The organism is Novipirellula aureliae (assembly GCF_007860185.1).
Lineage (GTDB): Bacteria > Planctomycetota > Planctomycetia > Pirellulales > Pirellulaceae > Novipirellula_A > Novipirellula_A aureliae.
This window is the reverse complement of sequence record NZ_SJPY01000002.1, coordinates 26,221-39,169: the sequence shown is the minus strand read 5'-3', so window position 1 is coordinate 39,169 and position 12,949 is coordinate 26,221. Positions and strand designations below refer to the sequence as shown.

12 protein-coding genes, 1 tRNA gene and 1 pseudogene are annotated in these 12,949 nt (G+C 52.1%); 11 read left to right on the top strand and 3 right to left on the bottom strand.

Going from position 1 to position 12,949, the window contains the following annotated elements; all coding sequences use genetic code 11:
- Positions 1–18: 18 nt before the first annotated feature.
- Positions 19–1,050 (top strand): YdjY domain-containing protein, encoded by a 1,032-nt coding sequence (locus Q31b_RS06130; protein ID WP_146598829.1) that lies wholly within the window; start codon positions 19–21, stop codon positions 1,048–1,050.
- 6 nt (positions 1,051–1,056) lie between these two features.
- Positions 1,057–1,572 carry a hypothetical protein gene (locus Q31b_RS06125; protein ID WP_146598828.1) on the top strand — a complete coding sequence of 172 codons (516 nt, stop codon included), beginning with the start codon at positions 1,057–1,059 and terminating at the stop codon, positions 1,570–1,572.
- 62 nt (positions 1,573–1,634) lie between these two features.
- Here Q31b_RS06125 and Q31b_RS06120 read toward each other — a convergent pair whose 3' ends face one another.
- Positions 1,635–2,033 carry a DUF4339 domain-containing protein gene (locus Q31b_RS06120; protein ID WP_146598827.1) on the bottom strand — a complete coding sequence of 133 codons (399 nt, stop codon included), beginning with the start codon at positions 2,031–2,033 and terminating at the stop codon, positions 1,635–1,637.
- Positions 2,034–2,259: 226 nt separating this feature from the next.
- Positions 2,260–2,913: a PH domain-containing protein gene (locus Q31b_RS06115; protein ID WP_146598826.1), complete on the bottom strand. Its 654-nt coding sequence runs from the start codon at positions 2,911–2,913 to the stop codon at positions 2,260–2,262.
- A 98-nt stretch (positions 2,914–3,011) separates the two neighbouring features.
- Between Q31b_RS06115 and nrdR the strand changes: the two genes are divergently transcribed.
- Positions 3,012–3,494: a transcriptional regulator NrdR gene (gene nrdR, locus Q31b_RS06110; RefSeq protein WP_146598825.1), complete on the top strand. Its 483-nt coding sequence runs from the start codon at positions 3,012–3,014 to the stop codon at positions 3,492–3,494.
- Positions 3,495–3,516: 22 nt separating this feature from the next.
- Here nrdR and Q31b_RS06105 read toward each other — a convergent pair whose 3' ends face one another.
- Positions 3,517–4,170, bottom strand: a complete 654-nt coding sequence (locus Q31b_RS06105; RefSeq protein WP_146598824.1) for an RNA polymerase sigma factor — start codon at positions 4,168–4,170, stop codon at positions 3,517–3,519.
- A 530-nt stretch (positions 4,171–4,700) separates the two neighbouring features.
- On the opposite strand from Q31b_RS06105, the gene Q31b_RS06100 reads away from it, so the two are divergent.
- From Q31b_RS06100 to Q31b_RS06075, 8 genes and pseudogenes are all read left to right on the top strand, one after another.
- Positions 4,701–6,278, top strand: coding sequence for a permease (locus tag Q31b_RS06100; protein WP_146599376.1), 1,578 nt, complete (start codon positions 4,701–4,703; stop codon positions 6,276–6,278).
- A 182-nt stretch (positions 6,279–6,460) separates the two neighbouring features.
- Positions 6,461–6,655, top strand: a complete 195-nt coding sequence (gene rpsU / locus Q31b_RS06095) for a 30S ribosomal protein S21 (RefSeq protein WP_146401534.1) — start codon at positions 6,461–6,463, stop codon at positions 6,653–6,655.
- 98 nt (positions 6,656–6,753) lie between these two features.
- A tRNA-Val gene (locus Q31b_RS06090) sits at positions 6,754–6,827 on the top strand.
- Positions 6,828–7,278: 451 nt separating this feature from the next.
- Positions 7,279–7,530: a hypothetical protein gene (locus Q31b_RS27950; RefSeq protein ID WP_197171031.1), complete on the top strand. Its 252-nt coding sequence runs from the start codon at positions 7,279–7,281 to the stop codon at positions 7,528–7,530.
- Between the two features lie 12 nt (positions 7,531–7,542).
- Positions 7,543–7,623 (top strand): annotated as a pseudogene (locus tag Q31b_RS29580) (hypothetical protein); the annotation flags it as partial.
- Between the two features lie 46 nt (positions 7,624–7,669).
- Positions 7,670–7,963, top strand: coding sequence for an SAM-dependent methyltransferase (locus Q31b_RS28880; RefSeq protein ID WP_231617350.1), 294 nt, complete (start codon positions 7,670–7,672; stop codon positions 7,961–7,963).
- Between the two features lie 154 nt (positions 7,964–8,117).
- Entirely contained in the window at positions 8,118–9,398 is a 1,281-nt protein-coding gene (locus tag Q31b_RS06080; RefSeq protein ID WP_146598823.1) for a metallophosphoesterase family protein, read from the top strand.
- The gene (locus Q31b_RS06075) at positions 9,395–12,925 is read left to right on the top strand and encodes a YhaN family protein (protein ID WP_146598822.1); all 3,531 of its coding nucleotides are present in this window, start codon (positions 9,395–9,397) and stop codon (positions 12,923–12,925) included. The genes Q31b_RS06080 and Q31b_RS06075 overlap by 4 nt, the downstream gene beginning before the upstream one ends.
- Positions 12,926–12,949 lie beyond the last annotated feature (24 nt).

Sequence of the window (12,949 nt, the reverse complement as noted above, 5' to 3'; positions counted from 1 at the left end):
TTGTGCAGAGTCTAATTGATGAAAAAACAAATCTCTTTCAATTCGTTGCGTTTTGTCCGGCATTTTTGGATCAGATGCTGTTTTCTGGCGCCCTCATGCTTGCTTATCGGCGATGCTGGATACGTATTTGGGCAAGGTGGTGTGGATTTGAACACTCCTGAGCTGCCGTCTGCCACTGAGACGCCAGCTGCGAATACCGAGGGGGCTGACGCCGAGGGGGGGGATAACGAGGACCCAAATTCCGAGTGGGCTGATGCGCAGGACGCTGATGCGCAGGACGCTGATGCGCAGGACCTTGACTCGCAGGACCCTGATGCTCTGGCGAGACCTGAAACTCCCCTCGAAGTGCTGCGTAAGACGTTTTCGGCTCCGCCAGCGGCAAAATCGCTCGGTCCTGATTCGCGGCTTTGGGTCGATCGCGTGAAAAAACGTGTTTATGTTGATGGTTATGTTGCGATCAATCGAGGGCCACTTGAGATGTTTGCTTGCCCCTACGGCACCAAGGAGCATGAATCGGTGGTTGCGACCATTGCTCGGCCGAGCCAAGTTCATGCCGCGTTATTGGCGGTCGGTGCAAAATCGGGAACGCCGGTTCGATTTGACCCAGCATTTTTGCCGCCGACGGGGCAGAGAATTCGGGTTTGGGTAACGTGGCGAGATCAAGAGAAAAAATTCCATGCCGTTGACGCCAGAGAGTGGGTCCGGGATGCGGATAGCGGCAAATCGCTTGAGCCTGACTGGGTGTTTGCCGGCAGCGGATTTTGGACCGATCCGACCGATAACAAACGGTATTATATGGCAGACGGTGGCGACATGATTTGCGTTTCAAATTTTAGTACCGCAATGATGGATATTGGAGCCGCCAGTAGCGCAAACGCGGAGGCGCTTTTGTACGAGCCGTTCACTGAACGGATTCCCGAACAGGGGACCTTGGTCCGGCTCGTGCTCGTTCCAATTCCAGTACCAACGGATAAATCCCCGGCCGATGCAGAGACAAACGCAAAACTTAGCGAAGTGTTGCCAACCGAAGATATCTTGCCCTTAAAGTAAACCTCTATGAATTCGACTGCACGCTCCGAAAATTCTTCGCCCGAAGCACAATGTCTGGCCGATCAACCGCCACGCAGTATCGCGCCGGTGCCACAGTTGTCGTCCAAGGCATTCACGTTAGCTTTGTTGGCCGTTTGCATTATCCCCTTGGCGGGGCTGACGCTTTACGCAACGTTGTATGGCCGGGCGGCGGAAAAGAAATTGCCGGTCGAAGTCGCGATTGAGCAACGCGTATTGCCGATGCCAAGTGGCGAGCGGGGTGCACTTGTCGATGTGGTCGTCATCAAAAACTTGGCCGACTTCGATATCCCGAATGTAACCATTGATTTGAATGGCCAATATTTCTTGTATCGCGATCCGCCATTGGCCAAAGCTGAAACGTTGGTCTTGCCTCAGAGTGTTTTTATGACCAAATCAAGCCAACGTTTTGCACCGGGACGGTATCCGATCACCGAGGTGACCGTGACGGGAAAACTGCCAAGTAATGCGCGAGGCGTTACGGAAATGCATTTTGGAGGATAAAGTCCTTGGCGGCTACAGCTACCAGTTGGGCTTGTTTTGTCTAAGCGAAGACAATCGGCGAACTACGTCTCGGGATCTTTACCGCGACGCAGCATCTTGTTTTTAAGCCACCGTTGCACCGATTTGCCGGGAGCGTCGTGTGAAGCATGAGAGCTGGTAGCGATCGTGTTTTCAGTGATTCTCGTCAAAGCCCGGTAGATTTCTCGTCCACAGTATGTACATACCACGGGCGGCTCATTCACCGGGCGTTGGCATTGAGGGCAAAAGTACTCGATCGTTGGACGCATGGCCGCCTCGAACAGCCCCCCCACTTCGGATGCGTTGAACCAGGCAGAGTCATCTTTACGAATTCGCGTTTCAGGTTTGACGTCCCCGCTGCGAACCAGTTTCAATAAGTCACTCGGCCGAAGCGGACCAACGTCCTCAGCCTCGTCTGACTGCTGGATAAACCATTCGGCCACGCCGATCCCTTTTCAACCAGACCAAGAAACAAACCAACGCGTTCATTGTACAGACTTCCTTGAGCTCGTGTCATCGCACCTAATTTCATTGCACCTAATTTCATCGCACCTAATTTCATTGCGTCTAATTTATTGCGCCTAATTTATTGCGCCTAATTTATTGCGCCTAATTTATCGCAATTTATTGCACGGAAACTTCCGACGGGTTCCGCCACCTGAAAACGAATCAGATCGACTCGATGTGAAGGCTTCGTCGGCGACGTTCTTTTCGTCGGATGTCATCAATCAGCCCTGCCACCTCGTCGACCTTGGCAATACCCAACATCGACAATTCGGGATGACTGCGATCGCTGCCGGTTAGCCGAATCGTCCCGACCCCGAACATTCGCTGAACAGGCCCTTGCGTGAAACTGACATCATCCAGATCGATCACTTCGATACGATCGGTTCGCTGGGTAATGATCCCCGTTTTGTGGATGAAACGCTGTGTCGTCAATTGGTAATGGTAGCCCAAACGTCGCCACAGGTAGAGAGAAACGCCCAGCACCCACATCACTAAAATCAGAATGGCTGCAACCGACCACGGAAAGGGTTCGATCACAATTGCTAACACGACCAATGCAATCGAAGCGACAAACATCACAATCCATGTCCCCACCATCGCTTTACTGCTGTAACGACCACTCCACAAATTCTCTTCTGGATCGTAGTCATCGAAATCGGACTGTTTCGATGCGACTTGCTGGCGAAACTTTGCAGTGGGCGATTCACCACCGCGCGGCTGAGTTCGTTCAGGCTCGTTGCTCTGAGCTTCTGCCGACGAAAGCTCTTCAGGCAGAGGTTGGTCTTGAGGTGTGTTTTCTGAATCTTGTGTGGACATTGCTTTGGTTTCCTTTCTTTCGATTGAAGATTTCGATACTATAACGCAACGAGCGTCCCACGTCATTGAACTTTCCCGCGTCACCCGACGATCTTTCTATGCGTTGTCCTTATTGCCACGTCGACGATGACCGTGTTTTTGACACGCGAGCTGCCGAGGGTGGCTATATGGTTCGTCGTAAGCGTGTTTGCCTCGCTTGTGAACGCAAGTTTTCAACGCTCGAGAAACTCGAGCAGTTAAATGTGCGAGTCGTAAAAAGCGATCAAACGCGTGAACCGCTCGACCGAGAAAAAATACGCCGCGGTGTCGAACGAGCCTGTTCAAAACGCCCCATTCAAAGCTCGAAGATCGAGCAGGTGGTGCAAAGTATCGAGGCGGATATCTACGAATCGTACGATTCCGAAGTGACAGCATCCCAGATCGGCGAGATCGTGATGAGGCATCTCGCCGCGTTGGACGAGGTCGCCTACATCCGATTTGCCAGTGTTTACCGGGAATTTCACGACGCTAATGATTTTATTCGAGCGATCTCTAAAATTGTTGGCCCCGGCAAGGACAAAAAGAGCAAAGAAGAAAAATAGTAAAGAAGAAAAGTAGCCGTCCTCAATCTTCACCCTTCTGATGCGTTTCTTCCCAAAGGGTGCCCAAACGCTGAATCGCTACATGCAAACGACTCTTTACCGTGCCAACCGGTATGCCCAGAATCTCTGCCGCTTCGCGATACTTTAATCCTTGGTAGTAGACCAGGTTAACCACTTGCTGCATCGTTTCGCCAAGTTCGGCGACCGATGCATTGATCCAGCGACCGTTTTCCTCCATCGCTGCGGTCGCGTGAGGATCGGGAGAATCGCCGACTAATTTCTCAGCCCAACTACTCGCGCGATCGTCGTTATCGGTGAAGCTGGTCCGATCGAGGCTAACCATGCGGTGGCGTTTGTTCCGCCGCTGGGCATCGATGGCCTGGTTGGTGGCAATGCCATAAAGCCAAGGCCGAAAACGACGCGCCGAATCGAATTGGTAACATTTCAAATGGACCTGTAAGAATGTTCCCTGGAAGGCTTCTTCGGCTGTGTCGGAGTCGCCGACATAACGACGCAAATAACTGAAGATTTCGGTTTGATACCGATGGATCAAGGCTTCGAAGAGTGATCGGTCGCCTGTCTCGCGGTATTGAACCAAGATGTTTTCGTCCGACAAATCGCTCGCCGCTGCGGACTTTGCCGCGGAAAAGATGGTTGGATCCTTCGTGGTCGTCATTCGAAATGTCTCCTGCTTGGAGAAAGGAAAAGCAAAAAGAAAAAGATAAGGAAAAACGTGATGCAATTGGGGATTAGCGAATCTTATACCAACCGTTCCTTTGCCAATATGGCAGCAGGGCTGCGTGTTGCGATGGATGCTCTTGGGGCAATCCAGCCACCCAAACACCCTGTTGGGTAAAATTCTAGGCTGTTGACGATTTCTATTGTAATCGAAAAGGCGGTGAATTGGCACTCATCGTAATTGGTTCGTGGGTGTTGGTCCAGCGAGCCAAAAAAAACGACGCACCAGCCCAAAATCGGTGCGTTTTGAGACGCAATTGGCTATGTTGAGTGTCGTCTCATTGAGCTAGTTGATAGCATGATACCGCCCGCAGAAGCATTTCGTTTTCGAACCAACTACGAAGAGAACCAGTGACCCACAACTCGGAAAAACATGTGGCGAGCTCGATCGAGCTACCCGCCAACTCGCTCGGTTCGTCACGGTACCAATGGTATACGCCTGGTGATATCAATGCATTCTTCGGGTTGATGCTTGACAATATCGTGGGTCTGCTACTGATGGTAGCATTGCTGACTGGGTTCGGTTTTCCCACCGATTTTGCCGTCTCTCGAATGGTTCCGGGGACCGCCTTGGGGGTTCTGATTGGTGATTTGGCGTTTTTCTATCTCGCCTTCCGCTTGTCTCGGCAAACCGGCAATCCCCGAGTCACGGCAATGCCGCTTGGTTTAGACACGCCTTCGACCTATGGCATTGTGCTGTTCGTTCTCGGTCCATCGTACCTGCAAGGCTTGGCGATGGGGCTCGAATCGTTCGATGCTGCCTACCGGACTTGGTACATCGGGATTTGGTGCATCGTGCTTTCGGGGGTATTGAAGATGGCTTGTGCTCCGATGACAAAGTGGGTTCAGCGGGTCGTTCCGAGAGCAGGGCTGCTCGGGTCGCTCGTCGCCATCGCTCTGGTTCTAATCAGCTTCTTTCCGCTCGTCGAAATTGTTGGCCATCCGCTGCCAGGTATTTTGGCGATGGTGATCGTACTGACAACGCTGATTGCAAAGATCCCGCTTCCTGGTCGAACGCCCGGAACGCTCGGTGCCCTGCTGATTGCTGGCGGCGTTTACTATTTGTTGTGTGCGATCGATGTTAACGGCTACTCTTTTCCTTCCTATCAGCCTGCGGCTTGGTTCCCGACCGAGTGGCTTGAAAGTTTTCATTTCGCTTGGGTGTCGGCGTTTCCTGATGCTCTGGCCTACCTGCCGATCGCTTTCCCCTTTGCGATTGGTACGATCGTCGGCGGCATCGATTGCACCGAAAGCGCTGCTGCGGCAGGAGACCATTACGATGCTCGAACGATCATCGGTGTCGAAGGAATTGCGACGTTGTTGGCCGGATTGTCAGGCGGCGTGATCCAAACCACCCCATACATTGGCCATCCTGCGTACAAAGCGATGGGGGGCCGGGCCGCTTACACGTTGGCAACGGCGTTGTTGGTCGGGTCGGCGGGGTTGGTTGGTTATTTTGGTTTGTTAAACGCCTGGATTCCCAAGCCGGTCGTGTTTCCTATCCTGGTTTTTATCGGCCTCGAGATTACAGCCCAGAGTTTCTTGGCGACGCCTCGTCGACACTACGCCGCGATCGCGATTGCTTGTTTGCCAGCGCTAGCCTTTTTGGCCATGAGTATCCCCGGCCGCATTCTGGCTGACCCAGCGTTGAGTGGTGCGGGGATTGCACCAGCGACGCTCAGCACCGCTTTGCAAGAAGACATGAGCACGCTGACGATGCTAAGCAGTGGGTTTATTCTGACCAGTCTGTTATGGGCTTGGTGCTTAGCCGCCGCGATCGACCGTCGGTTGCAGTTGGCTGGCGTCGTGCTGCTTGTTGCTGCCGCTTTGACCCTGTTCGGAATCATTCATTCGCCGCTCGATGGCAATCGGTTGTTCGTCCCCTGTGGCCCTGAATCATGGGGCGATTTGGTTTTATCGCCCCACGATCGTAACCGAGTGCTGGAGTTTTGTGCGGGTTATCTCGCATCGGCGATGATGCTGATCGCGTGGTCAAAAACGCACTCACCGTCGGCTGACGAAGTGGCATCGGAGCATGGAGAGTGAATTGCTGCAAAAAAGCCCGTTTTTTAGCTGACTGGGCATTGCAAGCGAAGGCATTCGAGCGTTAAACTTCCGCACCTTGGAGTGCCGATGTAGTCATTGGTGCTGAAAGTTCGATTCAAATTTGAAAGATTTCCTCTTTGAACGGGGGATTTGGAAGAGAAAAACATGAAACCGGAGACAAAATGGTTAAGTTAGTGGTTCGTGATCGTGAAACAATTCAGGAGGCAGTTCGTCGGTTCCGTAAGTTGGTAGAACGCAGCGGCATCAAAAAAGAGATGCGACGTCGCGAGTATTACGAAAAACCGAGTGAAACGAATCGCCGCAACCGATTACGGGCTGAACGAAGAGCCCGCCGAACTCGTCTACTTAGCCGTTAAAACACTGTCGCGAACGGCAATTCGCCGCTAGGCACCGTGTTGGACTCAGGTTTATCTCAATAGAAACATCAAGCTGGTAAAGCTCCAGCCATGGTTTCGGGCGTTTGGCTCAGTTGGTTAGAGCACCTCGTTTACACCGAGGGGGTCGGGGGTTCGAGTCCCTCAACGCCCATTTCTAAGTCCTTTAGCAGCAAGGACTTGCGGCATTAAGAATTCGCCCTCTTTTTTGCCCTCAGCCTTTACCCCATCGCTAACGGCCTGCTGATTTAATCGTTTAACGCTTAGCCGAAGGCGTCAGCTTTTCCATAATCGGTCGCCTATGGCTTGGCGTTAAACAATAAGTCGAGTCAAACCGATTAAATCAGCAGGCCGCTTACCCCGGTTTCACCGTGGGGCTGCTTAGGTAAGAACAAAAAGCAACCCGCAAGGCATCAGACGAAGTGTAGAGATTGGCCATCGATAGATTTTCCTTCATGGGGCCACTTCAAAGTGACGGATTTTTGGGTTGCTGCAATGCACCTTGTCACCGGCGACAACCGCCAAGTGCGTCGATTGGACATGCACTGCCCCGATGAGCCCCGATGAGATTGCAAGCTGCCCGGATCAAGAATTCGCCAAACACGATGGCATCCGTAACGATTCATCCCGCGATTTCCGATACAAGCAGATGCATCGGATGTTGGGCGGCGTCAGAAACGAGGATAACGGATCCCGCGGTGGTGGGTGATGGAATACACAAAGGCGGGAAATCGGCTAAATTGTTGCGGCATGGTTGCCGTGTTTGTAGCAGTGAAAAAATGATTCAACAAAACCTTTCGTCCTTTATCTGGTCCGTTGCGGATCTCCTACGTGGTGACTACAAGCAATCCGAGTAAGGCTAAGTTATCTTGCCTTTTACGGTTCTACGTCGTTTAGACTGCGTTCTGGATCCCTCTAAGGAAGCGGTGCTGAAGGAGAAGGAAAAACAACACGTCCATGTTCCAAAACACGGGCATCAGTACCTAGATCTGGATCGTGACCAACCGCAAGCCCGCCAATCGCAAAGGCAAAGTGCAGTTGATCGACGCCAGTGCGATGTGGCAGGAGATGCGAAAGAGTCTCGGCAGCAAACGCAAGGGATTGAGCGACGAGCATATTGCAGAAATCACGCGTCTATTCGGCAATGCTAAAGAGGTCAACGTCAACGAAGATGGTCGTCCTGTGGCCGCATTTCTAAGTAGGGCTTCATGCCAGGCAGCGGGTTTGCCGTTTCCATCGACTCTTCCCGTGTCTAGCGGATTGGCACCATCAAAGCAGAAAAACAGGTAACTTATCTGCTTTCGCCATAAAACGATCTAGCGGAGAGGTCTTCCATTCGCTCCAGGTCGTACCGATCCACGACAATTGCAACTTGGTATTCGCAGCATTACAATCTTGACCCCCATGAACTTGATTGGACCGACAGCTACCTTGAAAACCGCTGATGTTTAAATTTATCCACTGCGCCGATATTCATCTCGATAGTCCGCTACGAGGACTGGAAAAATACGAGGGCGCACCGGTGGACGAGATTCGAGGTGCCGTTCGCAAAGCACTTGCGAATCTTGCCGAACTGGCGATCCGCGAACACGTCTCCTTTGTGTTGATCGCAGGCGACATTTATGACGGGAAATGGGAGGACCATCAAACAGGGCTGCACTTTGCCAAATGGTTGAGCGGGCTGCATCGGCATGGCATTCTTGTCTACGCGATCACTGGTAACCACGATGCCGAAAACAAGATGACGAAGCAACTGAAGTTGCCCGACAATCCCAATGGTGATCCAGTGATGCTGTCGTCCACCTCCGTTCAAACGGTGATCAACGAAGGCGTTGGAGTCGCGATTCACGGCCGCGGATTTGCGGATCAAGAAGAACGCGAGAACTTAGTCCTTGCCTACCCTCGTGCGGTCGACGGTCTTTTCAATATCGGCATCCTGCACACGTCGCTTGACGGTGCAGCTGGAGGTGAACACAAACGGTACGCACCCTGCTTGCCTGCCGATTTGCTCGGTCTTGACTATCAGTACTGGGCGCTCGGTCACGTTCACACCCGCAAACACCATCACCAAGCTGACCAAACCCCGATCGTCTTCCCCGGAAACATCCAAGGTCGCCACATCCGCGAAACAGGGCAAAAGGGATGTGAGTTGGTGACGGTTTCCGATGCCGGTGACGTACAGATCGACTTTCAGCCGCTCGATGTGTTTCGTTTTGAAATCTGCGATGTCGATGCAACTGGCATTGAAAATCCTGATGATTTGCTAGAGCGATTTGGACAAAGGATGCGGGCCATCATTGCAACGGCCGACGGGTTGCCAATCGCGACTCGAGTGATTGTCTCGGGCAACAGCGAAGCCCACGTGAATTGGCTTGCGAATCTCGAACAATGGCGTCAGGAAATTCGGGCGTATTCCTTTACCCTCGGGGCCGAAGTATGGGTCGAGAAAATCAAGTTCAATACCCAAACAATTCGTCGCTTTGACAGTGAGGATGAAGCTGAAGGTGCGATTCGAGAATTGATTCGAGCGTTTGAAGAAGCTCCCACCGACGACGAATTAAGGGCGGAGATCTTTGCCGAACTAGAGGCGTTAAAGCAAAAGCTTGCTGCACTTCATGACCAATTCGACGAGTTTATTCCGCATGATTCGGCTACGTTGAAATCGATTTTGGATGAGATTCAACCTGGGCTACTGAACCGCTTGATGACGGATAACCGAGTATGAGAATTCGACAACTTGATTTAATTCGCATCGGTCCGTTCAACAATCAAACGTTATCGTTTGAGCAGGGCGACTTTGGTTTGCACCTGGTATACGGTCCAAATGAAGCGGGCAAGAGTTCAACGCTCCGTGCGCTGACACATTGGTTGTTCGGCTTTCCCGGCGAAACGAAAAGCCGCGACCATTTTCAACACGCTTATAAAAATCTAAGGGTCGGCGGCACAATTGAAGATCACGATGGGGAAACGTTAACATGCGTTCGCCGTCATGGCGGGCAAAAGTCGTTGCGAGGCGAGAACGACAAAGGGGCTCTGGACCCAGCAGTGCTTTCTGCATTTCTTTGCGGCTTGACTCAGCAGCAATTCCAAACGCAATTCGGTATCGATTCGAAACAGCTTGTTGAAGGCGGGAAAACGATCGCCAAAGGTGGTGGCGAGTTGGGGGAATCGTTGTTTGCTGCCGGTTCGGGGTCCGCCAACATGCCGGGACTGCGAAGTTCGCTCGACTCACAATGCGATCATCTGTTCAAGCCGTCGACGGCAACGAAGCCGCAGGTCAACGCCGCCATTTCGGCTTTCAACGCTGCCCGTAAAGAGGTTCGCGAGCTTTCAGTAAAAAGTAACGATTGGAAGCGTCAAGCCGAGGAGCTCGAGGAACTGCGAGCGGAAAAGGTCGAGTTGGACAAAGCACAAATCAAATGTCGCGGGCGCCGTGATCGCTCGGATCGAATCCTCAAAGCGTTGCCATTGATTGGGACCTTGAAGGACAAAGAACGGGAGCTAGAAGAAGTCGGCCATGTGGCCCGATTGTCCGATGATTTCGTGACGCGTCGAGTGACGGTTACCGAGGGACTAGCCAACGCGAAGACCTCTCATAAAACGACCAGCGACGAACTCGAATCACTCAATGCCAAACTCGAGAAACTCGGCCAGCCGCCGATGATTTTGGAGCATGCTTCCGAGGTAGAATCACTCTTTGAAGACTTAAGTTTGTATCGACAAGCTTTGCGAGTACTGCCAGATCAAAGAGCCGAGTTTCAGCAATGCGAATCAAGAGCAATCTCGTTGCTCAAAACGCTCGGCAAAGAACCTGACCTCCACAATGCCGACGGGTTACGAATCAAGCCTGCCACGCGGGCCAAAATCCGCGATCTCGCCGATCAACGCTCCGAACGCCTGACAACGGTCGAGAAAACCAAACGCGACCTCGACAAAAAGAATCGGGACCTCGATGCTGTGCTCGAATCGATCGCACAACTCGATGAGCCCGATGATCCTAAACGGCTCAAGCGAGCGGTTGCGGATGCCCAAAATCTTGGCGATATTGATTCACGCATCGACCAGTTAGCCAAGTCCCTCACCACTCAGCAATCGGAAATGGAAGCTGAGCTAAATCGGTTACCGATGTGGTCAGGCGGTATCGAGGAACTGCGGCAACGAAGTGTACCGACAACGGAAATGGTTGACTCGCTCGCGGATCAGTTCGCAAGCAACGCTCGTTCCATTGAAAAACTCGAGGGCAATATCCGGGACTTGAAAGATGAATTGGCCCGAGCGAACGAAGATTTACATGCATTGACACTGAACCAAGACGTCCCCAGCGAAGAGCAATTGGAAAATGCTCGCAATCTCCGGGACCGAGCGTTGGAAACCACCGAGCAAATCGCTCGCACGGGTGTACCCGACCGTTTACTGCACGCAATCGAGGATCTTCGCTCACGGCTGGAAACGTGCGATGAGATCGCGGATCGCTTGCGCCGTGAAGCCAATTTGGTTAGAGATAAGGCACGGTTTATCGCGACGATCAAGCGATGTGAAACCCGAATCACAGATCGTGCCGACGAACTCAGACGATGCGAAGCCGACCGGCAAAAACTGTCCAGTCGTTGGTTGGATATATGGCAAGCCGCCGGGATCCTGCCCGATTCATCCGCTTCAATGCCAACGCCGACGGAGATGAAAAATTGGCTCGTTCGATATGAAAAGTTGGTTGCCAATACAAACGAACTTGAACGAACCAAGGCGGAGCTTCGAGCCGAACAGCAAAAGCGACAGCAGGCGATCGATTCAATGGTCGCGATCGACCCAAGTTCGAACCGCGAATGTTGTAAAGAATCTGAACGAATCAGTCCGATTCTAGATGCTTGCCGCGACCGTATTGAACAAGTCGATACCGTCATCGCAAAGGCGAAGCAATTGGAAAACCGTCGGCAAGATTTGCTGAACGAGCGAGATAGCGCTGAGTCTCTCTACGAAGAAGCAAAAGCGGAAAAAGACATTTGGCAAACGGAGTGGGGCAATGCAATGTTGGCGATCGAAGGCGACGGAAGTCTCTCGGCCAATGAGGCGCGTGCGGTTCTCGAAACAATCGATAAGTTGACGAGCGAGCTTAAAAATGCGGCAAAACTTCGTGACGATGTGCAAAACCGAACCGCCGAGATTCAATCGTACGAAGCGAGTGTTCGCGAGTTGTATAAAAAGCTAAACGACAATAAGGAAGACGTTAGCGAAATCAACGTCGAAGCCATCGTCAGCCAATGGCACGACCAGCTAAAACGAACCAGAAACATCCAAACCACCCGAGATGAGTGGTTGCTGCAACATCGCCATTTCGAAAAACAACAAAGAGAAGCTGCCGCGAAAATGGAGACACTGACAGCTTCTTTGAAGCAGTTGTGCAGCGAAGCGGGGTGCGATCATCCTGATCAACTACCCGAAATCGAGCGAATGTCACTGTGTCGTCAAACGATCGAGCAATCGGTCTCGGAAATCAAAAGTGAACTGCGTGGGTTAGCGCATGGTGTGGAACTTGAAACCTTTGTTGCCGAAGCAATGAAAGAGGATGCCGATCAATTGGCACCACAAATTCAACAATTGGACGAAGAGCACACAAAGATCGAAGCGAGAAGACAGGAGTTGTGGAAAACGATCCTTGGCAAGGAAAATGATCTGGACCGGATCGATGGCAACGACCGTGCTGCTGCTGCGAACGAACGAGCTGAGGAAGCCTTGGCACGCGCCCGCACTCATGCGGAAGACTATATCCGAGCCAAACTGGGGTCGATTCTGCTACGGACCGCCGTCACTCGTTACCGACAACGTAATCAAGGTCCGATTTTGAGTCGTGCCAGCGAACTGTTTTCACGGTTTACGCTCGGCAGTTTTTCTGGATTGGAAGCCGATTCGACCGACCAGGAGGATAATGTATTGGTTGGCGTTCGCGGTGACGATGCGACCAAATTGGTCCACGTGGACGAGATGAGCGAAGGAACCTGTGACCAATTGTTTCTGGCGTTGCGATTAGCTTCCTTGGAAGTCTATTTGCAATCCAATCCGCCATTCCCGTTCATCGTCGATGATATTCTATCGAACTTCGATGACGCACGAGCTGCCGCGACATTTGCGGCACTTGCCGAATTGTCGACAAAGACGCAAGTGATTTTGTTGACGCACCATCAACACCTGGTCGACATCGCCAAAGGTCAGGTTAGCGATAATGTGTTGTTCGTCCATTCCCTGAATCGTTTGTAGGTTGGGTCCACCCATGGCAGACCT

Bases quoted from the DNA above. Each gene is read 5' to 3' on its own strand.
- Q31b_RS06115 (WP_146598826.1), bottom strand. From the start codon at position 2,913: ATGTCCACACAAGATTCAGAAAACACACCTCAAGACCAACCTCTGCCT.
- Q31b_RS06125 (WP_146598828.1), top strand. From the start codon at position 1,057: ATGAATTCGACTGCACGCTCCGAAAATTCTTCGCCCGAAGCACAATGT.
- Q31b_RS06100 (WP_146599376.1), top strand. From the start codon at position 4,701: ATGCTTGACAATATCGTGGGTCTGCTACTGATGGTAGCATTGCTGACT.
- rpsU (WP_146401534.1), top strand. From the start codon at position 6,461: ATGGTTAAGTTAGTGGTTCGTGATCGTGAAACAATTCAGGAGGCAGTT.
- Q31b_RS06105 (WP_146598824.1), bottom strand. From the start codon at position 4,170: ATGACGACCACGAAGGATCCAACCATCTTTTCCGCGGCAAAGTCCGCA.
- Q31b_RS27950 (WP_197171031.1), top strand. From the start codon at position 7,279: ATGGCATCCGTAACGATTCATCCCGCGATTTCCGATACAAGCAGATGC.
- Q31b_RS06130 (WP_146598829.1), top strand. From the start codon at position 19: ATGAAAAAACAAATCTCTTTCAATTCGTTGCGTTTTGTCCGGCATTTT.
- Q31b_RS06075 (WP_146598822.1), top strand. From the start codon at position 9,395: ATGAGAATTCGACAACTTGATTTAATTCGCATCGGTCCGTTCAACAAT.
- nrdR (WP_146598825.1), top strand. From the start codon at position 3,012: ATGCGTTGTCCTTATTGCCACGTCGACGATGACCGTGTTTTTGACACG.
- Q31b_RS06080 (WP_146598823.1), top strand. From the start codon at position 8,118: ATGTTTAAATTTATCCACTGCGCCGATATTCATCTCGATAGTCCGCTA.